Below are 20,892 nucleotides of genomic sequence, written 5' to 3' on the forward strand. Positions count from 1 at the left end.
CTTGAATTTTATGTAAGTCAATTTTCATCTTTTTAATGTAGCAATCGACATATCTCTATTTTATTCCGAAATCTTCTCTATATAATTTATACGAATATGTAGTAAAATAGATGATAATACTATTTTTAAAAGTTAAAATGAGGTGCTAATAGTGGATCCAAAGCAAATAGAAGAAATCATGGAGATTATTAAGGAGTTTTTCCCTGAAAATACTTCAATCGCAATTTCTGATACAAATGAATACTTGTACTACCAACCGAGCAAAAAGGTTGATCTAAAAATTAAGCCGGGTGACCCTATCAAAGAAGGCTCAGCTGCACACAAAGCTTTAAGCTATGGGCAAAAAATCAGCACTTATATCGAACCTGATGTATTTGGTGTTGCTTACTATGGCATGAGTATTCCTTTAATGGAAGAAGGCGAAACAAAAGGTGCCATTACCGCTATCTTCCCACAAAAGCCATCAGCATTTTTAACAAACTACATCACGATTAAAATCGATGACTGTTGGTATCCGATTAAACATGATCAAGTGATTTATCTTGAAACACAGCTACGTAAAACATTTGTTAAAACAATGGGGCGCGAAGGTTATCACCGTTTAAACTTAAGTGATTTAGAGCTATTTTTAGCGCCAGACTCATTTATTAGATGCCACCGTTCATACATTGTAAACATCGATTATATTGATGAAATTCAACCAGATTCACATTCAACTTTCTTATTAATTATGAAAGATGGAACGCGTATTCCGGTTAGTCAACGCTACGCAAGTTACTTCCGTCGTTCTTTAGGCTTCTAATTATCTCCTAGTACAGCAAGTATCCTCTTAAGGAGGGCTTGCTGTACTTTTTTGATTTAACGCTTAGATAATACATAGCGCTAGATTAAAACGTTTTCTCTGTCGAAAAAGCATCCTTCCGCTCGATTTTCCTTGGTTTACTTAATTTAATGCTATTTATAAAGTTTTTGTGACAAATTGGTGATAGTATTAATCAAATGGTTGGAGTCATACTACAACTAAATAAACAGAAAATTCTTACACGTTTTTTCTAGTTTTGTTATCGGTTTCCATCAAATTTAGGGGAGGATTTTTTAATGGATGCAATCATTCAAAAACGCTTAGGTAATAAGGAGCTTGAAAGCAAAGTCGTATCTGCTGATGTAGCTGCAGCACTTCTTTCTGACGGTGATGTAGTAGGTATGAGCGGATTCACTCGTGCTGGGGATGCAAAAGTTGTTCCTATGGCATTAGTGGAACGTGCTAAAAACGAAAAATTCCAAATTGATGTATATACTGGTGCTTCTTTAGGACCAGAAGTAGATAAGTATTTAGCTGAAGCTGGCGTTATCCGTAAACGCGGACCATTCCAAGCTGACGCAGGTATTCGTAATCAAATCAACGCTGGTAACGTAATGTACGTTGATGCTCACCTTTCTCACAACGCTGAGTTAGTTCGTCAAGGTATTATCGGACCAATTAAATATGCAATTATTGAAGCAGCTGCAATTACTGAAGATGGCTATATTATCCCAACTACTTCAGTTGGTAACTCACCAATCTTCGCTCAATACGCTGAAAATATTATTATTGAATTAAATATTTCTCACCCAGAATCATTAATCGGTATCCACGATATTTATGTTCCTGGCGAACAAGGTAAACGTGATGTCATTCCAATGACAAAACCAAACCAACGTCTTGGTGAGATTGGTATTAAAGTAGACCCTGCTAAAATTAAAGCAATTGTTATTTCTGAAGAGCCAGATGCACCTTCAATGATCGTGCCTCCAGATGAAGAAACTCAAACAATGGCTAACATTTTACTTGATTTCTTCCGTTCTGAAATCAAAGCTGGTCGCTTAACAAATACTTTAGCACCAATTCAATCTGGTGTAGGTTCTGTTGCAAACGCTGTACTTGACGGTTTTGCTGATTCTGAATTCGAACACTTATTTGTTTACTCTGAAGTACTACAAGATGCAGTATTTAATTTAATTGATGCTGGTAAAGTAGATTTTGCTTCTGCAGCTTCTATCACACTTTCAGAAGAACTACAAAAACGTGTATTCGGCAACATGGAACATTATGCAGATAAATTATGCTTACGCCCACAAGAAATTTCTAACCACCCTGAGCTTATCCGTCGTTTGGGCTTAATCTCAATCAACACTGCTCTTGAGTTAGATATCTATGGTAACGTAAACTCTACTCACGTTTCAGGTACAAAAATGATGAACGGAATCGGCGGTTCTGGTGACTTCGCTCGTAACGCCCGTCTTGGTATTTTTGTAACAAAATCTTATGCAAAAGGTGGCGCAATTTCGTCAATCGTACCAATGGTTTCTCACGTAGACCATACAGAACACGATGTTGACGTAATCGTTACTGAGCAAGGTATTGCTGATTTACGTGGTCTTGCACCAAAAGAACGTGTACCTTTAATTATCGAGAACTGTGCACACCCTGATTACAAAGAGCAATTATGGGATTACTACAACCGTGCTGTAGAAGCAACAGGTAACCAACAAACACCTCATATTTTAGAAGAGGCTCTTTCTTGGCACGTAAACCTTGCTAAAAACAAAACAATGAAAAAAGAAATTGCTAAAGCTTAATAGTAGCAATTCTAGAACGCCTAATAAGTTGTTTTAAACTTATTAGGCGTTCTTTTTTTGTCGAAAATGGTATAATAAACCCACTATGTCGTAATAAGTAGTCGGAGGAGTTATGAAGAAATTTATCTATTTAATTATATTCTTTTCATTTTTTGACCTATTTACTCAGCTTCCTGTTATGAGTACATATGCAGAATCACTCGGTGCCTCTGCCTTTTTAACCGGACTTGCAGTTGGTATGTATTCTCTTTCTAATACATTCGGGAATATTATTTCGGGTTTTTTAACCGACCGTAAAGGGCCCTTTGTTATTTTAATTGTCGGTCTGCTGACAACGGGCCTATCATTAACATTATATAATTTAGTAGATGCACCGCTTACCCTCCTCATCGTTCGTTTTATACATGGCTTGGTTGCCGGCTTTATTGTTCCTGCGGCCTTTACATTTCTAGCTAATGCCACCGACCAAGAAAAACGGGGCAAAGGTAGTGCCATTTCAGGTGCATTTGTAGGTATTGCGGCCATTGTTGGTCCAGCATTTAGTGGTATTTTAGCAAGCCGTACTAGTGTACCTTTTGTCTTTAATATCACTGCAAGTTTTATGCTAGTGTTAGGTATCCTTTCTTTCTTTTTACTACATGCTAATCATGTCAAAAAGGACAAAACATCTTCTAAAACTTATATCCCGATAAGTGTATTTTTTCATAATATAGGTACGTTAAAGGCATTTTCAGGAGCATTCTTTTTAATGTTTTCCCAAGGTGTTATTGCCTATTTACTGCCTTTAAAAGTCCAAACTTTAGGCTTCGACTCACGCTTAAGTGGTACATTAATGAGTGCATTCGGTATTGTCGCTGTACTTGTCTTTATATTGCCGACAAATCGTATTTTTGATAAAGTAGCTCCGATAAAAACATTATCCCTCGGTATCGGTTTAATGGGCGTCAGTCAAATACTGATTAGTCAGGCTGATTCGAGTACCCTCCTTTATATAGCGATGGCTTGTTATGGTATTGGCTTCGGTTTGTTATTCCCATCTGTGAATTCGTTATTAATTGATTCTACGACAGTTGAAATCCGTGGGAAAGCATACGGCTATTTTTATGCATTTTTCTCATTGGGAGTTGTACTAGGCTCCTCATTGCTCGGATGGTTATCACTTGGTGTAGTCAGCGGGTTTATCTTTACAGGCATTGTCTTAATCACCTTTGCTGGTGTAACACTTATCCCACATGAAAAGAGGCAGTCCCATACATCACTTTAAGTAGAGTATTGGACTTCCTATTTTTTAAAAACGGATAGTAGTAGGACTATTTCTTTTAACTAATACCGGCACTTTGCATTGTGCTATCTTTTGAAGCGAAAAAATCCACTTCGCTTTCCGGCGGGCACATCGTAAGCCGCAACCCTCGCTAATGCGCGACTTGTTGTGACTTACATCGCGTGCGTTCCCGCTGGAGTCTTGGTGGATTTTTACTTTAAAATTGTTTGAGTGCCTGGCACCTTACTTTTCTTTTTCTTGTATTTCTTCATTGTAGAAATGAACGCCTGTATGTCCTCCACCTTCAGAAACCATTTCATTGGAAGCTAGCTTTGTAGGTGCTGTACCGGCTTCAGTTGCTACTTCGGCTGTGATACGCTCAGCAACTCGATCATCCATATTCACATTCGATGTATTCATGAAAGATCCTAGCTTAGCTTTCATATTGTTAAACATATCCATTGCTTTATCACGGTTTTCTTTTTTGCTTAAATAAGATGCTGCAAATCCTGCTAATCCCGCAAGCACAACACCTGTCCCTTTATTCTTCGCCATCATAAATCCCTCCTAAAAATATAGAAACTGGCCTTATACTATAGCTTTTCCCTATTCTTAGAGGACTAAACATTATTTTTTTGCTTGGTATAGCATATCTATATGCGGCAGGCTATCGTAAATATACGGCGCAGAAACTTGTTGAAAGCCAAAAGAGCTATAAAACTTTTTTAAATATTCCTGTGCCTGAATAAATACTTCTGAACCTGACCATCTGTCTTCAATTATCTCTAGTGCTAAGCGAATCATGTCTTTACCAAGTCCAGTACCCCGCATTTCCTGACTTGTTATTACGCGACCAATGGATGCCATTGTAAATTTTTCACCTGGGGGTAATATACGAGCATAGGCGCATAATTTTCCATTTTCAACATATGATAAATGTATAGAGTTTTGATCATGGTTATCCAAATCCTCATAACAGGTTTGTTGTTCAACAATAAAAACATTTACTCTTAGCTGAATTATTTTATACAGTTCTTCCGTCGTTAATTCATCGTACGTCTGTATTTTCCAAGACATTCACAATCACTCTCCTAGTCGATATTATCGCATAATTCTAATATTTTTACGTAATTCTTTATTATTTTGTACTTATTTATGATTAGTACTGACAATATGAGGGAAATAATGAAATAGTACAAACGATAGGAGGATGCTCTTTATGAAAGATTTAGATTTAGTATATGATTGGGTAGACATGGCTTCTTTAGTAGGCGGCGCAGGCTTTTTAACATTCCTTATTTACGGTATCGTTTTTCTATAATGGTCAAGATGGAAAAGTTCTATTTTAAAACCTAAAAAGCAATCCGCATAGTAGCTCTAAGCTATTTAGCAGATTGCTTTATTTTTATTGTTTTACATCGTCATAAGCATCAGATTTTTCAAATGCTGCAACTACATATGAACAAACAGCTACCATTTTGTAATTATTTTCACGGGCATAATCTGCTGCACGATCTAATAATTTTTTGGCAACGCCTTGCCCACGGAGCTTATCTGATACATAAGTGTGATCCATGACCATTACTTGGCCTTCTTGTTTCCATGTAATTTCCGCTAACTGTTCCCCATCTTGCTTATAAACAAAAGCTAGTTTGTTTTCCGCTACTTTTTGTAATTGGAATTCCATTTCTCACCACTCCTTTTTTTCATAGTACCATAGCTTTTTGCATTTTCACAAAAATAGTAGACGACGTTTCGTTTAACAGTTCGGACAGATTAAAAAAGCTCTACTGCCATCTAGGGCAGAGAGCTTTTCAATTAGTTAAACCATGTTGAAATTGTATCTTTTAAGTCTGCAAAGAAATTTTTCACACTCGTCCAGAAGCCTTCATCTTCCATCAGCGCGCCAAATTTTTCTTGTATTGTATTACTAATATCATCTAATTGCTCGGACCATTTACTAAAATCAATATCTAGATTACTAATTTTGTCCATCAAATCAACTAATAACTGACGATCTTGATCACTTAAATTAATTTCTAATTTATCTAACTGCTCTTGGACGATTTTTTCCACTTCTTCACGCGTTGCCGGCTTTCGTTCAGCAATTTGCTTTTTGATTTCTGTTAGTAACTCCGCTACCTTGGCATCATCAACTCCTGCAGAATCAGCAATTGTAGTTGCGACAGATAGTTCTTCATTGGCAACGTCCGTACGCTCTATATCTAACGTTTTACCCGTTGTTACCTCATAGGCCTTATAAATACCAACAAGCGCAGAATGACCTGTTACAGCCTTTGGAGCGGCTACTTGCACGGTCGCATCCTCAATCCCCGCAGTCAGCATGGCATTTGCATACATCTCTGACGTTACTTGTGTAATATTTGACGGTGTGACGATTTCAATAACTAATCCTTTACCAGCATCTTTACGTGTAATTTTGGCAGAAGAATACATACGTGAGCTTGCATTACTGTCTTTAATGTATTTAGCTAAGTCATTCCCTGATACTGTTATTTCCTCAACTTCAGGATTTTCATTTACTTTTAACGATTTTTTTACAGAATCTTTTTCCGCTTCGGATAGGTTTGCACCATACACCACAATTGGTACACCTAGCTTTTCATCTATTGCATTTGGCGTCGTATTGTCAGGTGTGGTATTGTCTGCTGCAAATCCAGTTGTTGGTGCCAGCACACCAAATACTAGCATCGTAGCTACTAGCATTTTCCCCCATATTTTTTTCAATTTGTGTGACCCCTTTCGCTAGAAATCATTTAGCCTGTATAATGTATGTCATCATACAGTTATTAGTACGAAAAAATGACGAGAAGGTTTCTTTGCTTATCTCTCGTCATTTCCTTAGTATTTATAAAAGCTACAAGTTAAATTTCTTCTGTCCAGCCATCTTGTTGTTTCACTTTACCAGCCTTCATAAGTGTACCGAGTGCACGTTTAAATGACGCTTTACTCATATTAAACATTTCTTTAATTTCATCTGGCGAAGACTTATCGCTAAATGGCATTTTACCACCAACATCCTGTAAATAGCTTAAAATTTGCTGCGCGTCTCCTGTGATACGTTCATGTTTACGAGGTAACAAAGAGCCATTCATCGAGCCATCTTCTTTAACATCAATAATACGTACTTCAACATCTTGTCCAAGGCGTGGTTCTGCATAGCGTTCTGACTCGTGGATGAAAATACGATATGGTTTTTCTACACCTAGTAAAAATGATCCTACTGGCAATAAACGATAAGGACGGGCAGTAATATTTTTATTATGCATATCATCAAATGCACCTTCGTATAACTCTGAAATCTTTTCTTCTGTTACTAAACGACCAAATAAATCTCCATTACGATCTGTTCGCAATGTCATATATAAATGGTCACCTGGCTCCGGCCATACTTCTTTTATCGCAGGTAGGTCCTCCGCTTTAACTAGCACTTCTCGTGAAGTACCAATATCAACAAAAGCACCTTCTCGCTCTACAACGCGAAGAACACGTGCCCAGCCGTATTCGCCTTGGGCAAATGCTGGAATAGCAGTCGTGGCAGCTAAATCACCACGACGATCCGCAAATAAAAATACTTCAATACGATCCCCAACAACTAGTGGTTCTGTAACTTCAGAAGCATTTAATGGCAGTTCAACTACCCCATTTGTTAAGACCCATTTCGATGCTTGTTGCTCTAATACAGTTAAAGTAACAACTTCACCTGATTTTAATTCGTTCATAATGTCTTCCTTTCTTTTACCATCAATTTCGCAAATATATAAGCCCCGTATACAATCATCATAGCTTAGCGCGGGTTCACACAACGAAACGTAGAGATTATCGTCTCAAAATGCTGCATAAATCCTTATGAATAAGCTATTCCCTCTATAGATTGTGTTGTGTTCTAGAAGCTTCTAATTTTTTTACGATATCTGGATTTTCTTCCATTACCTGCACAAGATCTGCAATACGATCAATTGAATTCCAACTCAAATGATGCTCAATTCCTTCTACATCATTGTAAATACGCTCTTCATCTACACCAATGATTCGCAAAAATTGCTCTAGCAGTTCATGTCGCTGCACAAGACGTTTCCCAAGTTTTTCTCCTCTTGGCGTCAATGTAAGCCCACGATATTTTTCATAAACTAAATAACCATCTTTATCTAATTTTTGAACCATCTTAGTAACAGAAGAAGGAAGAACAGATAATGCTTCAGCAATGTCAGACACACGAGCATATCCTTTATTAGCAATCAATAAATATATTTGTTCGATATGGTCCTCCATACTAGGTGTTGGCATATCTAATTCCCTCTCTTTCCTATTCTTACTCTTTAGTTTACTACAAGCTTACCTTAAAAGTTAACTGAAAATACATAACCAAGATAAACACTTCCTTGAAACATAAATAGAGCCTACTTCAATGTAGAAGTGGGCTCTATCTAATGTCGAGGATGCTTATTTACCACATGTAATGCACGAATAATTTCTCTGTTAATCAGTTCAATATTCTCAGGAGTATTCATGGCTTTAAATGCTTCATCTCGCTCTTCCTTAGATGTAACATACTTACCAGGCAATGCATTTAATGCATATGCCACTGTTTGAAATTCGCAGATTTGACATTTACAAAATGTTTGATATTCTGGTCCTCGCAGTAGAAAACTTACTAAACCACGCACAATTTCCTCTGTAACATTTACTAAAATAGGTTCTGACATATAAAACTTTCGCCTCATTTATAATGTATTGTTACATTTTTACTCAATTAATAATAGCGTGAAATTTAGCACTTTTCAAGAATCGCTAGTAGCATCTATACAACAATTATAAATATACATTGAAACGAATATTTACCTACAAAATTACATCAACCACATCATTATACCTATTATTTTTTCTGTTTTATAAGCCTTAAAGAATTAAAGACAACGAGTAATGTTGCGCCCATATCGGCAAAAATGGCAATCCATAATGTTAACCATCCTGGAATCACGAGCAATAAGGCAATTAATTTTAAGGCTAGTGCAAAAATAATATTTTCTTTAATAATTCGTAATGTTTTTCTGCTTAATGCCATTGTATAAGGTAGCTTTGTTAAATCATCACCCATTAATGCAATATCAGCTGTCTCCAACGCAGCATCTGTACCCGCACCACCCATAGCGATACCTACATTCGCGGAAGCTAATGCTGGCGCATCATTAACACCATCCCCGACCATCGCAACTGCTCCGTACTGCGTGCGTAAGTCTTTAATAGCAGATAATTTTTCAGCGGGCAGCAAGCCTGCTCGCACATCACTCATACTTAAAGTAGTAGCAATTGCTTCAGCAGTTGATTTTGCATCACCCGTTAACATCACAGTATGTTTCACCTTTAAAGCACTTAACTTTTGCAGTACTTCTTTACTTTCAGTACGTAATTGATCGGCAATTGCTATGATGCCAATAAAGTGCCCATCTCGAACAGCCGCTACTACGGTCTTACCCTGTTTTTGCAGTTTTTGAACCTGTTCTTTCATCATTTCATCAACTGGAGCTAATGTTGTAATCCAATTCATGCTACCCACATAAACCTTTTGACCATCGACTGTTGCATAAGCACCCTTACCTGTTACGGATTGAAAATCTGTAGGTATAAGCTCTGGCAGTTGTTTGTCATGTAATGCCTTTAAAATAGCTTTAGCTAATGGATGTTGCGATTGTTTTTCAACAGCAGCCACCAGTTGTAATACATCTTCCTCTAGCATTTCCGTAGGAGTGTAAATATCTGTTACGGCAGGTGTGCCCTTTGTTAATGTACCTGTTTTATCAAAGGCAATAGCATCTATATGGCCTAGTTGCTCTAAATGAATACCACCTTTTATTAGAACGCCTTGTCTTGCAGCATTCCCAATAGCGGTTACGATAGCTACTGGAGTAGAAACAACCAGCGCACAAGGACAACCAACCACAAGAACTGCTAATCCTTGGTAAATCCAGTGTTGCCAATCCCCTACAAATAAAGGTGGCATAATCGCTACAAGCAACGCTACAAGCATAATAATGGGTGTATAGTATTTCGCAAAACGATCGACAAATTGTTGCGAAGGTGCCTTTTCAGCTTGCGCCTCTTCTACTAAATGAATGATTTTCGCAATCGTTGTATCCTCTACACGTTTCGTTACACGTACTTCTAATGCACCTTCTTCATTTAACGTTCCCGCAAATACCTCGTCACCTACTGATTTATTGACTGGAATCGATTCTCCTGTAATAGCAGCCTGATTGACTGCAGACAGTCCAGCGAGCACAATGCCATCCATTGCGATTTTTTGACCTGGTTTCACGACTAAAATATCGCCAATTTCAATCTGGTCCGTTGCTAATTCCATCTCATGGTAATGCTCGCCATGTGCTCGTTTAATCGTGGCAGTTGGCGGAGCAATATCCATCAATTGACGAATTGATTGCCGTGCCTTATCCATTGAATACGCTTCAAGTGCTTCACTAACTGCAAATAAAAAGACAACAACAGCCGCTTCTTCCCACTCCCCAATAATCGCAGCACCAATTATTGCTATAGTCATAAGCGTCTTCATATCAAACTCAAATCGTGCAAGATTGCGTAAGCCTGTTTTAAATATCTTTACGCCTCCAACAATAATCGCAATGATAAACATAGCAATTGTCAACAAGTCTTCTTCTCCACGAACAGAAGATAATAGATAGCCAACTACAACGAATAGCAGTGATACGCTAGCTAATATGTTCTCGGTTTTCTTATAAAAAGGAATTGTTGCTTCACTTGCTTTAGCCGTAGATTGTGAAACTTTAATGCCGTCAAATGCTCCTGCTTCTTCAATTTGATCGACGCTAACTGCTCCTACAATCGTGATTTTGGAAGCTCCAAAATTGACTTGTGCATCTTGTACGTCAGGTATCGCTTTTACATTTTTTTCGAATTTAGCTGCACAACTAGCACAGGACAAGTTTTGCAGTCGGTATTCTTGCTTAATCGGTGTTACTGCCATTAGTAATCCCTTCTTTCGCATGTTCATAAGCAATCGTTACAATTTGGTATACGTGTTCGTCAGCTAAAGCGTAATACATTTGCTTCCCCTTACGATGCGATTTCGCTAAACTATGATCTTTTAAATAACGTAAATGGTGTGATGCAGTCGCTACAGATGACCCAATTATTGTCGCCACATCACAAACACATAATTCATTCTCTACAGTTAAGGCATACGCTATTTTAAGTCTTGTTTCATCAGATAATGCCTTTAAAAATTTCGCTACACCTGATAAGTCAGGCATTTGCTGTTGAACCCTTGTCACCGCTTGCTCATTAACATGCGTCACTTCACAGACTTCTTTTGCCATTTCCTCACCTCATTCAAATACTCGTTTGATTGTTTTAAATATAGCATATTATTCCATCATATTCAAACGGGCATTTGAATGTATATGATTACTATCACGAAAATGGTATTTGATTATATGTTGAATTGTTCGAATTGTTTGAGTGACTGGCACAAAAAAAACAGCGCAAGAAAAGCTTGCGCTGGGTTTTTATTGTGCCTTTAATAATACTGTTTTACCTTTAATCGCTTCCTTGTTAACAAAGGTTTCGTGATAATTTCCATTTGCCCAGTCCATCACCTGATCTTGATACCAGTCCGATTTCACATGACCGCTTTGACCCGGTCCAACAATATGGTAAGCTGAGTTCAAATTACCGACATCCGCAACAAAACGCCATGACGCTCCATGATTTACGTTGCCAGCTAAATCATTATCAGCAGCCTGCACCGTCACCTTCGAGCCACCAATTGGCACCTTCTTCGCATTAAAGTATGCGGCAAATATCGGTGAAGCACTACCTAATGTGTGATCAAACGTTAATTGGTGGAAATCACCCCATTGCCACTTCGACACATTTTTTCCGAACTGTCCCTCAATTTTTCCAACAGTACGCTCAAACGCCTCAAAGACTGTGGCATCAACACCACCTTGCTCTGCTATCCAAATACTTTTCTCACCTGCGTATGCTTTACGCAGAAGTTGATCAGTAATATTGAATTTCCCGTACATCATGTTATACATATCCTCTGGCATCTGTTCCTTAAACAATACCTCTTGTATTTGTACCATTAACGTATGGAAGACTAACGGGGCTCCCAACTCTTTTGCATCCACCATATTCCAATCTTCTAATAACGCCATGACCTTTGCATATTTTTTGTCCTTATCCATCGTTTTGATGGATGCTAATAAATCCGGTATAAATTCACGAGCATATAAATTATGTTGATCCATTTGTAAGTTCATCATATCTTTAACCGTTAATGAATCATTGGCCTCTAGCACTTCCTTAATTCGTTCAAAGCGATATGGCTGCGCCCAAAAATCCGTAATATGATACGGATATTCCTCACCAATCACCTCATTATTGGCAGTAGCAATAAAGCCCTCCTCTGGATTAACAACAGTCGGTAACTCATTCCACGGAATAAAGCCTTCCCAGCCATAGTCACTTGAATCACCCGGCACAGGTAATTGTCCATCCCCTTGCTTTCGCAATGGAATTTGCCCATTTGCTTTATAAGCGATTGTGCCATCCTTAGATGCAAAAACAAAATTTTGGGCAGGTGCTTTAAAATCTTCTAATGCTTGCTCAAACTCATGCCAAGAGGAGGACTTATTAAAACCGAGCACTGCTCGTAATTCAGCGGTTGGTTGTAGCGCTGTCCACTGCATTGAAAACTGGGCAGAAGGCTCCGTTTCTTTAAATACTAGGTCTGTCATAATCGGGCCATGCCGTGTAACAAGAACTTCAAAATCTACCGTTTCGCCACCCTTTACCTTTATCGGTTCTTTGCGCACCTCTGCTTGTTCCCACTCACCGTCATAACGGAATTGTGTTGGATTATCTGGATTTGGCCTTTCAATATATAAATCTTGTACATCAGGGCCTACATTCGTTACACCCCATGCAATTTCATCGTTATGACCTAAAATAATTCCTGGAATGCCTGCAAATATAACACCGCTTACATTTTGCTCTGGCGATTGTAAATGCATTTGATACCAAATAGATGGTGTACTTAACCCCAAATGCGGATCATCCGCTAGTATTGGCTTACCTGATTTCGTTTTATCGCCAGATACAACCCAGTTATTACTGCCATTAAATTCATTTGGCAATAATGCAGGATTAAATTGACCTGCCACTGAAACAGGATTTTCTTTATTTGCTTCTATAATCGATGAAGCATTTTCAGGATAAGTAATAAATAACTCCTTCGCCTTTTCTTCATCGAAGTTTTGTAAAGCCCAATGTCGGAAGGCGAGTGTATTCCAATTGCCCCCTAAATCGTATGCCATATATTTTCCGATGGTTAAAGAGTCTACAACCGTCCATTCTTCTGGCTCGTAACCTAGTAACGCAAATTCATAACTTAACGTATTCGTGCTCTTTGCCTGTTCAATAAAGGTGTTCACTCCCTCTGCAAACCATTCAAGCACTTGCTTGCTTTCGGCATCATACGCTGCCAATGATTTTTCAGCCGCATTTCGTAAACTAAAGGTACGGAAATGCTTATCTGTATTAATCGTTGCCTCACCAATAATTTCTGACAGGCGGCCATTTGCCTGCCTACGTGCTAAATCCATTTGAAACAGCCGATCCTGCCCCTGTACATAGCCTTGAGCACGATATAAATCTGCATCTGTCTCGGCAAATATATGTGGAACTCCTTTGTCATCCCTTGTCACCGTCACATCTTCATCAAGCATGTTAACAGTGAGCTCTCCATCAATAATCGGTTTTGACTTATTCATAAACCACGTAAAGACAATGAAAGATGTTATGGCGACTACTGCCAACACACTAGCGATTATCATTAACCACTTTTTCCACTTAAACTTTCTCACCTTACAACCCCCTCTTATGCAATATATTCTTTATTTGCCGTATCAAATCCTTTCCCCCCACCTGAATAGCCTCATTTTTTAGCGAATTTTGCTGTATTACACATCTTTTTTCTACATACGATGACAAAGGAATCTTTTGGGCAACAGTGAAAAGAGGCTGGGACAAAAGAGAAAAAGTGTTAGATTGAACCTAATCAATCTAACACTTTTTTGCTATGCTGTTGTTGTCCGCTACGACGGTGCTTTCCGCGGGCACACCGTAAGCCGCAACCCTCGCTACGCGCGGTCTGTTGCGTCTAACATTATGTGCTGTTCCCGCAGGAGTCACCGCCTTCGCTACCAACAACTAGTAAACACTTCTAATTTTTTTAATTGCAAAAGCAAGAATAGTTAAGGTCTCCATATAGCAAAAAATTATGAACACCTTTCGTCTGTTTCTTAAATTTTTTTAGTTATGTCCCAGCCTCTTAGACATACGGTGTCAGGCACACAAACAATTAAATAGTTAGTTGAAGCTCGATTGGGCAATGATCACTGCCCATTATATGCGGATGCATAGTAGCTACTTCAATTTGGTCCTTTAAACGCGCTGATACAATAAAATAGTCAATGCGCCATCCGATATTTCGTTCACGGACTTTATTCATATAAGACCACCAAGTATAATGATCAGTCACTTCAGGATGCTTATAACGGAAAGAATCAACAAAGCCACTTGCTAATAACTCAGACATTTTAGCACGTTCCTCATATGTAAATCCTGAATTGCCCATATTCGATTTGGCATTTTTCAAATCAATCTCAGTATGTGCGACATTTAAATCACCGCCATAAATAATTGGCTTTTTGGCATCAAGTTCTTTTAAATACAGCGCTAATCGTTCCTCCCATTCTAGTCGCAGCGGTAATCTTGCTAAATCGCGTTGAGCATTTGGTGTATAAACATTTACTACATAAAAGTTGTCATACTCCAATGTAATAATTCGCCCCTCATCCTGCGATTCATCCTCACCCACACCGTAGTGCACAGCAAGTGGTGTATGCTTTGTAAAAATCGCTGTACCTGAATAGCCTTTCTTTTGCGCGTAATTCCAATATTGCTCATATCCTTCTAGTGCTAGTTCAACCTGCCCTGCTTGGCATTTTGTTTCTTGAATACAGAAAAAATCCGCATCCATACTATTAAAAAAATCTAAAAAACCTTTCCCTAAACAAGCACGTATACCATTAACATTCCACGAAATAAATTTCATTGTTCACACTCCTCAAAAAAACGCCCTTCGCCATTAGCGAAGAGCGACATTTTTTATAAGTCGTCACCGACAATTTTCACTTCTGTTTCTAAATCAATACCGAACTTTTCTTTTACCACTCGTTGTACCATTTCAATCGTTGCGATATAGTCAGAAGCTGTAGCATTTCCTTTATTGACAATGAAGCCGGCATGTTTTGTGGATACTTCTGCATCACCGACCCCTTTACCTTGTAGACCGCTATCCTGAATAAGCTTGCCTGCAAAGTGTCCTGGCGGGCGTTTAAAAACACTGCCTGCTGAAGGGTACTCTAATGGTTGCTTTGATTCACGCTGAAACGTTAAATCGGCAATCTTTGCATCAATTTCTTCCTGTACACCTTGAGCTAGTTGGAACTCTGAAGACAGTACATAATAACCTTTTTTGGCAATGCTACTTTGACGGTAACCTAATTCAAGCTCTTCTTTTGATAGTATTAAAATATCTCCCTCTTTAGTTAGTACTTTAGAAGAAATAATAATATCCTTTATTTCGCCACCATAAGCGCCTGCATTCATCGCCATCGCTCCACCAATCGAGCCAGGGATGCCACAAGCAAATTCAAAACCTGTTAGAGATGAAGCAGCTGCTAGCTTTGACACGTCCTTAATAAGTGCGCCGCTTTGGGCATAAACATGATCACCGGTAATTTGAATTTTATCTAAATGTGAAAATGTCACAACAATCCCACGCATGCCTCCATCTCGGACAACCATGTTGGATCCATTTCCTAACATCAATAATGGAATATTATTTATATGTGCATAGCGAATAACTGCAATTGCTTCTTCCTCTGTTTCAGGGAGAACAAAAACATCCGCTTTACCACCTAATTTTGTCATTGTATATTGCTGTAATGATTCATCTAGCTTAATATTGGCTGGATTTATGTTTTGTGCTAAATCCGCAGCCCATTGTTCTTTTGTCATGAGAGCTAATTCCTTTCTACCGTCCTTCTTACTCTACACTAGTATGGATTTAGAACCTCGATTTGACAAGTAAAATGAAGGGTATTTTTTGCGCATTTTCGGGCAGCATCATGTCCTAGTTAGTTATACGCTGCACAAATCAGTATATCCAGAACCTTCTAGCTACCCGATTATTTCAATAAAATCATCTACGAAAGATATGACTTTCATAGGATGGGGCTTCATCTTATGACACTTTCACACTGATATCACTGCACAAAAATTAGCTTCGCAAATAATCTTGCCATTACTATAGCCAGTTAGTTGCCCATGACTCAATATTTCGAATAGCGCCTTCTAATGCTCGGCCTTTTTCTGTTAAAGAATATTCTACACGTACAGGCACCTCTGAATATACTTTTCGTTCAACAAGCCCCTCTTTTTCAAGTTCCTTTAAACGTTCAGATAATAAACGACCACTTACAGGCAATGCCGATTCAATCTCATTAAAGCGCTGTGATCCGTCTAATAATTGATATAAAATTAGCCCTGTCCAGCGTTTTCCGATTAAATCCATTGCCTTAGCTAAACGAGGACATAAAGTTGTCTCATTCATATTTTTTCACCTCTTATGTATTCTATTGTAACGATTAATTTAGCAAAAGTAAATTTAAAGTAACTTATTTACTTGACGTAACATGTTTACTATTTTATATTTAATTACAAAAAGTAACTTAAAATTGGAGGATTTATTGACAATGACCTATAAAATTGATGCACAATTAGAGTTAGAGCATTTACATTTACTTGTACAGTCATTAGAGACAATGACTGATTTCTATAAAAAACTAGGGCTTCAAATACTTCAAAGCACGCCAACACAAGTGTCATTTTCTATTCCAGGCAATACAAAACCTATTTTAGTATTGTCAACAGAAGAAGGGGTGAAGATTCGTCCACCTCGTACGACTGGTCTATTTCACTTTGCTATTTTAGTTCCTTCTCGACAAGACTTAGCTTATGTGATCGGCAACTTATTGAATACAGGTATACCTATAACAGGGGCTGGTGATCATATTTATTCAGAAGCGTTTTACTTAAATGATCCAGAAGGTAACGGTATAGAAATCTATCATGATCGCCCTCGTGCTGAATGGCTAAATGATGGTCATGGTGGACTGATAACCGGAACAGAGGCTGTTGATATAGAAGGTGTGATGGCATTATATGACCGTCAGCGTCCTTGGACAGGTTTCCCTAAAGGAACTGTATTAGGTCACATGCATTTAAATGTGAGCAATATTAACGACGCAACAACTTACTTCTATATAGATGCACTTGGTTTTGATATTATGACTAACTTCCATGATAGCGCACTATTCATGTCTGCTGGAGGTTACCACCATCATATCGCGGTAAACATATGGCAAGGAGTAGGGGCCCCAGTTCCATCAAAACAATCAACGGGTTTACAAAGCTACACTTTTTCCCTTTCTTCACATGAGGAATTACAAAAGCTATTGGCTAACTTAATGGAGAAAGAAATCCCGTATACTTTCGAAAATGAACAGTTAATCGTTTCAGATTTCAATGATGAATCAATGATTTTTTACGTACGTTAATTATTTCAATTTATAATAAAACGAAAGATTTTCATTAAAAGTCATATCTTTATTAGGAAAATTGGCGTCATGTTGCGATTTATTATAGAAGTACCCTAATGAATTAAATACTTCTCGTATGGATGTATCACGTGTATTTAAAAGTTTCCTAAGCTCTTTTAACGACTTTTCACTTGCAATAAGCTCAGAAATATTGCCGTTTTTTGTAAGCTCTAACATACTATTCACTCTCCTAATAGTTGATAATATATTAGTTAACTAATAATACTATTACTTTTCTCCGTGAAATGCACCTATTTCACAGAGAAAAAAGAGTAGCGCTTTTTATATAATGATTCGTCAAAAACTGAAAGCTAGCTTGTACAAAACGTATTTGATGGTGAAACATTGGAGAAGCGTTTGAAAGCAATGGCACAAGGTTTGAATCGTTTAATGAAGTATAAAAAAGTATCTCAAAATATGATTGACTTCATGCGATCAACAGAAGTAACCGCCAATAAAAAAGATAGTTCGTATAATCAGCACATGCGTTAGGAAAATCAATAAAAGTTGATGATTGGAGAGAATGTAGATGGAGAATAATACACTTTCGGGATTTCATATCAGAGGCATTGAAATTATATCCAAAGAAATATACGTGGCATATCCCCTAAACATTTACGTGAATTAAATATTTAACCTGGTGATATTGTTGTTGTTGGAAAAGTAAAGTTACCCTTTTTAGTAGCAGAAGTTTTCGGGAAGAATTAGAAGACACAGGAAAACGATATAAAAGAATTATAGGGGTTTTGGAAAACGTGCCAGTAAAAAATTAAGTAAATAAAAAAGATTGAGAGTAGCAAAAGCCGTTCTCTTTTTGTTTTGATAGGGGTTCATTTCTTATGTAAACAAAGTCGAAAAAATTGACTTTGTCTACTTCTTTGGTTTGAATCAAATATACAGCCATTGAACGGTCATTTTAAAAACTCTTTAATATCCGTGTTTCTTGAGGTTTTTTACATTAAGAAATGCTTTTAAGAATATAAAAGAGTGTCAGACCTTACTCATTTTCTACTTGAAAATTAGTTTGTCGACACTCTAGTAAATATTATTTTCGAAACATGATAGCAACAGCTAATGAAGATAAACCTACTACAATAGCTATTGGAATCGAACGAGCGGCTAATTCAGCCGCTATATAATTTGATTGAATAATAATTATAAAACTGATCGATGAAATTATGAGTATAGTAAGCAAAAACCATTTAACGATCTGTTGAATCACTTTAAGAACCTACTTTCTATCAACTGAATAATGTTTTATAGCTGGTTTTCCTACACTACCGTAGTATGTTTTAGTCCATAACACACCATCCCAATTGGATCTGCGTTCTTGTACAATTTTTACTCTATGTGTGTGTCTTCCTTGCTTATAGTAAAAATCTCTACTAGAATAACCTGCGTCAGGACCCGATAAAACAACTTTTTCAGTTATTTTTTTGCTGCCCGATGCACTGAAACCGAAAGAAGATTTAACTGTTGGTAAAGCCTTACTTGGAATATCACTACTAAATGTGCCTGAAATAGTAGCTGATACTTCTGTTGACCTTCTATAAGACATACCTCTTGCAACACTCATAATAAAATATGGTCTTGATAACCAAGACCAGCTTTGAGTTATACCCTGATCATAAACTAAATACGTGTCATATTCCCTATAATTGTCGAGTTTTTTGATTTCATCTAAGTTCTCTTCTATGTAGTATCCAATTAATACTTCGTAAACTCCATCATAGTTTTCTGTTACGGGTTCCGAAAGTTCAATATAGTTATAACCATCTAGAGTGCTTCCTGTCAGAAACTCAATTTCATTATCTGGAATTTTGTTATCCATGAAATTTGTTTCTGCTTTAGCAATATTAAGTGATCCAAATACAGTGAATATCAAAGTTGTCGCAATAATTAAAGACCAAATCTTTCTCATCATTACTACCTCCCTTTTTATTGAATCTCCTTTTTTAAAAAGGTAACATGAGAATATTAAAAAAGTAATAATATTTTGTAAAGATTTTGTTACAGAATATTAGTAGAAAACACTATTTGTAGGAGGTCTATAATCGTTCTTTTGCAAAATAAGCTTTCTTTATCTGTACTTAACAACGCTAGACGATTCGTTTTGATGTATTGACTGCTCGCTGAAATCGCTTCATTTAATAATTGATACATAATCACTTCTAATCGTGCGTGAGACACCTCTACATTCGACGTTGATATAACAGCGTTTTGAGCCAAATTCTGATGTTTACTTAGATGTTTAAAGTCCTTTTTAGATTGCCATTTCATACGCAGTTAGACGGTCAATACTACTTAGAATACTTTCAAAATTAGCATGCTGCACATCAATAATGACACGACAACCACTATTCGTTTTCCTTAAATTATTTCCTTAATTCTTTCATCGTCTTCGGTACATTTGCCTTCGTTATACTTAACGGCATTAGACAATGGGCAAAAAATAATAATTCACCTGAATTAACAGTAACATCCAAAATTGTTACAAAAAGGACAGACACACAGGGCGGTTCAGGTAATACTAGTGCTCACACCTCCTACTATGTAACATTTGAAGTTCAAAGTGGGGATCGTTTAGAGTTAAAGCTCGATGGTAGGAACTATGGACAGCTAGCTGAACATGACTTTGGCATACTACCGTTCCAAGGTACTCGCTTCAAAGCATTTGAACGCCAAAAAAGGGAGAGCTACGATGAATCATCGTGCTCTCCTTTCGATATGCAGCATTATTTTTTAAAATATTTACCGAAGCCGCCTTCTGTATCACCAAGATAGTCAATATTGCTATGAAAGGAGCACCAGCAGATAGGATTGGTATGTTTTCATCTGAAGTCCCTTTTTGGATTGACTACCACCTGTTTCCTGCTGTCCATAATCTGTTGTTCCACTATTTTAAGATAACGATAGTGCCGTTACTCCACTTATACTCCAAATAATTATTATAAATGAGATTGTTAAAAAAATTTGTTCTTTCGAAATATCTTTTTGACCTTTACTAAGTTTCTTTAAAAGGTTAACAAGGCTCAAACAAAATATCCATCCGTAAATCGGCATTAAATAAATAGAATTGAGAAAAAAAAAGGCAAGAAGTGATTCCATCAAATATACCTCCTACAAATAGTGTTTTCTACTAATATTCTACAACAAAAAAGGCCGTGTTTCTCAAACTTTCCACATTAAGACTTCATTAAGTGGTAAAGCAACTGTTAAGTT

22 protein-coding genes and 1 pseudogene are annotated in these 20,892 nt (G+C 37.4%); 6 read left to right on the forward strand and 17 right to left on the reverse strand.

Annotation, left to right across the window (positions count from 1 at the left end):
- The first annotated feature begins 151 nt into the window (after positions 1 to 151).
- The 3 genes from C9J37_RS21225 to C9J37_RS21235 all read left to right on the forward strand — a co-directional run bounded on the left by C9J37_RS21225 (position 152) and on the right by C9J37_RS21235 (position 3,883).
- Complete coding sequence (locus tag C9J37_RS21225) at positions 152 to 802, forward strand: LytTR family DNA-binding domain-containing protein (protein ID WP_024361329.1); 651 nt, start codon at positions 152 to 154, stop codon at positions 800 to 802.
- Between the two features lie 296 nt (positions 803 to 1,098).
- Positions 1,099 to 2,619 (forward strand): succinyl-CoA:acetate CoA-transferase ScpC, encoded by a 1,521-nt coding sequence (locus tag C9J37_RS21230; protein ID WP_024361330.1) that lies wholly within the window; start codon positions 1,099 to 1,101, stop codon positions 2,617 to 2,619.
- A gap of 112 nt (positions 2,620 to 2,731) precedes the next feature.
- On the forward strand, positions 2,732 to 3,883 hold the full coding sequence (locus tag C9J37_RS21235; RefSeq protein ID WP_107896966.1) for an MFS transporter: 1,152 nt from the start codon (positions 2,732 to 2,734) through the stop codon (positions 3,881 to 3,883).
- Positions 3,884 to 4,123: 240 nt separating this feature from the next.
- On the opposite strand, the gene C9J37_RS21240 is transcribed toward C9J37_RS21235, so the two are convergent.
- The 13 genes from C9J37_RS21240 to C9J37_RS21300 all read right to left on the reverse strand — a co-directional run bounded on the left by C9J37_RS21240 (position 4,124) and on the right by C9J37_RS21300 (position 16,622).
- Entirely contained in the window at positions 4,124 to 4,435 is a 312-nt protein-coding gene (locus tag C9J37_RS21240) for a YbyB family protein (protein ID WP_107896967.1), read from the reverse strand.
- A gap of 72 nt (positions 4,436 to 4,507) precedes the next feature.
- Complete coding sequence (locus C9J37_RS21245) at positions 4,508 to 4,957, reverse strand: GNAT family N-acetyltransferase (RefSeq protein WP_025220713.1); 450 nt, start codon at positions 4,955 to 4,957, stop codon at positions 4,508 to 4,510.
- Positions 4,958 to 5,285: 328 nt separating this feature from the next.
- Complete coding sequence (locus C9J37_RS21250) at positions 5,286 to 5,567, reverse strand: GNAT family N-acetyltransferase (RefSeq protein WP_025220714.1); 282 nt, start codon at positions 5,565 to 5,567, stop codon at positions 5,286 to 5,288.
- A 131-nt stretch (positions 5,568 to 5,698) separates the two neighbouring features.
- Positions 5,699 to 6,628: a DUF1002 domain-containing protein gene (locus C9J37_RS21255; RefSeq protein WP_107896968.1), complete on the reverse strand. Its 930-nt coding sequence runs from the start codon at positions 6,626 to 6,628 to the stop codon at positions 5,699 to 5,701.
- Between the two features lie 137 nt (positions 6,629 to 6,765).
- Positions 6,766 to 7,623 carry a CvfB family protein gene (locus C9J37_RS21260; RefSeq protein WP_107896969.1) on the reverse strand — a complete coding sequence of 286 codons (858 nt, stop codon included), beginning with the start codon at positions 7,621 to 7,623 and terminating at the stop codon, positions 6,766 to 6,768.
- A gap of 145 nt (positions 7,624 to 7,768) precedes the next feature.
- Complete coding sequence (gene mntR / locus C9J37_RS21265; protein WP_107896970.1) at positions 7,769 to 8,188, reverse strand: transcriptional regulator MntR; 420 nt, start codon at positions 8,186 to 8,188, stop codon at positions 7,769 to 7,771.
- 140 nt (positions 8,189 to 8,328) lie between these two features.
- Positions 8,329 to 8,607, reverse strand: a complete 279-nt coding sequence (locus tag C9J37_RS21270) for a late competence development ComFB family protein (protein WP_107896971.1) — start codon at positions 8,605 to 8,607, stop codon at positions 8,329 to 8,331.
- Between the two features lie 170 nt (positions 8,608 to 8,777).
- Positions 8,778 to 10,901 (reverse strand): heavy metal translocating P-type ATPase, encoded by a 2,124-nt coding sequence (locus tag C9J37_RS21275; RefSeq protein ID WP_107896972.1) that lies wholly within the window; start codon positions 10,899 to 10,901, stop codon positions 8,778 to 8,780.
- Positions 10,882 to 11,253, reverse strand: coding sequence for an ArsR/SmtB family transcription factor (locus tag C9J37_RS21280; RefSeq protein WP_024361340.1), 372 nt, complete (start codon positions 11,251 to 11,253; stop codon positions 10,882 to 10,884). Before C9J37_RS21280 ends, C9J37_RS21275 begins: the two co-directional genes overlap by 20 nt.
- A 189-nt stretch (positions 11,254 to 11,442) precedes the next feature.
- On the reverse strand, positions 11,443 to 13,776 hold the full coding sequence (locus tag C9J37_RS21285) for a penicillin acylase family protein (protein WP_107896986.1): 2,334 nt from the start codon (positions 13,774 to 13,776) through the stop codon (positions 11,443 to 11,445).
- A gap of 527 nt (positions 13,777 to 14,303) precedes the next feature.
- Positions 14,304 to 15,059: an exodeoxyribonuclease III gene (locus tag C9J37_RS21290; RefSeq protein ID WP_107896973.1), complete on the reverse strand. Its 756-nt coding sequence runs from the start codon at positions 15,057 to 15,059 to the stop codon at positions 14,304 to 14,306.
- A 53-nt stretch (positions 15,060 to 15,112) separates the two neighbouring features.
- Positions 15,113 to 16,027 (reverse strand): UDP-N-acetylmuramate dehydrogenase, encoded by a 915-nt coding sequence (murB, locus tag C9J37_RS21295; RefSeq protein WP_107896974.1) that lies wholly within the window; start codon positions 16,025 to 16,027, stop codon positions 15,113 to 15,115.
- 289 nt (positions 16,028 to 16,316) lie between these two features.
- Entirely contained in the window at positions 16,317 to 16,622 is a 306-nt protein-coding gene (locus C9J37_RS21300; RefSeq protein ID WP_024361344.1) for a winged helix-turn-helix transcriptional regulator, read from the reverse strand.
- A gap of 142 nt (positions 16,623 to 16,764) precedes the next feature.
- Here C9J37_RS21300 and C9J37_RS21305 point away from each other — a divergent pair, with 142 nt between their 5' ends.
- On the forward strand, positions 16,765 to 17,628 hold the full coding sequence (locus C9J37_RS21305) for a VOC family protein (RefSeq protein WP_107896975.1): 864 nt from the start codon (positions 16,765 to 16,767) through the stop codon (positions 17,626 to 17,628).
- On the opposite strand, the gene C9J37_RS21310 is transcribed toward C9J37_RS21305, so the two are convergent.
- Positions 17,629 to 17,847, reverse strand: coding sequence for a hypothetical protein (locus C9J37_RS21310; protein ID WP_235617194.1), 219 nt, complete (start codon positions 17,845 to 17,847; stop codon positions 17,629 to 17,631). It abuts the gene before it with no gap.
- A gap of 156 nt (positions 17,848 to 18,003) precedes the next feature.
- Between C9J37_RS21310 and C9J37_RS21315 the strand changes: the two are divergent.
- A pseudogene (locus tag C9J37_RS21315) lies at positions 18,004 to 18,162 on the forward strand (protein rep); the annotation flags it as partial.
- Positions 18,163 to 18,715: 553 nt separating this feature from the next.
- On the opposite strand, the gene C9J37_RS28465 reads toward C9J37_RS21315, so the two are convergent.
- Both C9J37_RS28465 and C9J37_RS21325 read right to left on the reverse strand, forming a co-directional pair.
- The gene (locus C9J37_RS28465) at positions 18,716 to 18,892 is read right to left on the reverse strand and encodes a hypothetical protein (protein WP_167397385.1); all 177 of its coding nucleotides are present in this window, start codon (positions 18,890 to 18,892) and stop codon (positions 18,716 to 18,718) included.
- 9 nt (positions 18,893 to 18,901) lie between these two features.
- Positions 18,902 to 19,591 (reverse strand): hypothetical protein, encoded by a 690-nt coding sequence (locus tag C9J37_RS21325; RefSeq protein WP_107896977.1) that lies wholly within the window; start codon positions 19,589 to 19,591, stop codon positions 18,902 to 18,904.
- A 473-nt stretch (positions 19,592 to 20,064) separates the two neighbouring features.
- On the opposite strand from C9J37_RS21325, the gene C9J37_RS21330 reads away from it, so the two are divergent.
- Positions 20,065 to 20,454 (forward strand): DUF2500 domain-containing protein, encoded by a 390-nt coding sequence (locus tag C9J37_RS21330; RefSeq protein ID WP_107896987.1) that lies wholly within the window; start codon positions 20,065 to 20,067, stop codon positions 20,452 to 20,454.
- A 117-nt stretch (positions 20,455 to 20,571) separates the two neighbouring features.
- On the opposite strand, the gene C9J37_RS21335 is transcribed toward C9J37_RS21330, so the two are convergent.
- The gene (locus C9J37_RS21335; RefSeq protein WP_107896978.1) at positions 20,572 to 20,778 is read right to left on the reverse strand and encodes a hypothetical protein; all 207 of its coding nucleotides are present in this window, start codon (positions 20,776 to 20,778) and stop codon (positions 20,572 to 20,574) included.
- Positions 20,779 to 20,892: the final 114 nt, after the last annotated feature.

This window comes from Lysinibacillus mangiferihumi (assembly GCF_003049665.1).
Lineage (GTDB): Bacteria > Bacillota > Bacilli > Bacillales_A > Planococcaceae > Lysinibacillus > Lysinibacillus mangiferihumi.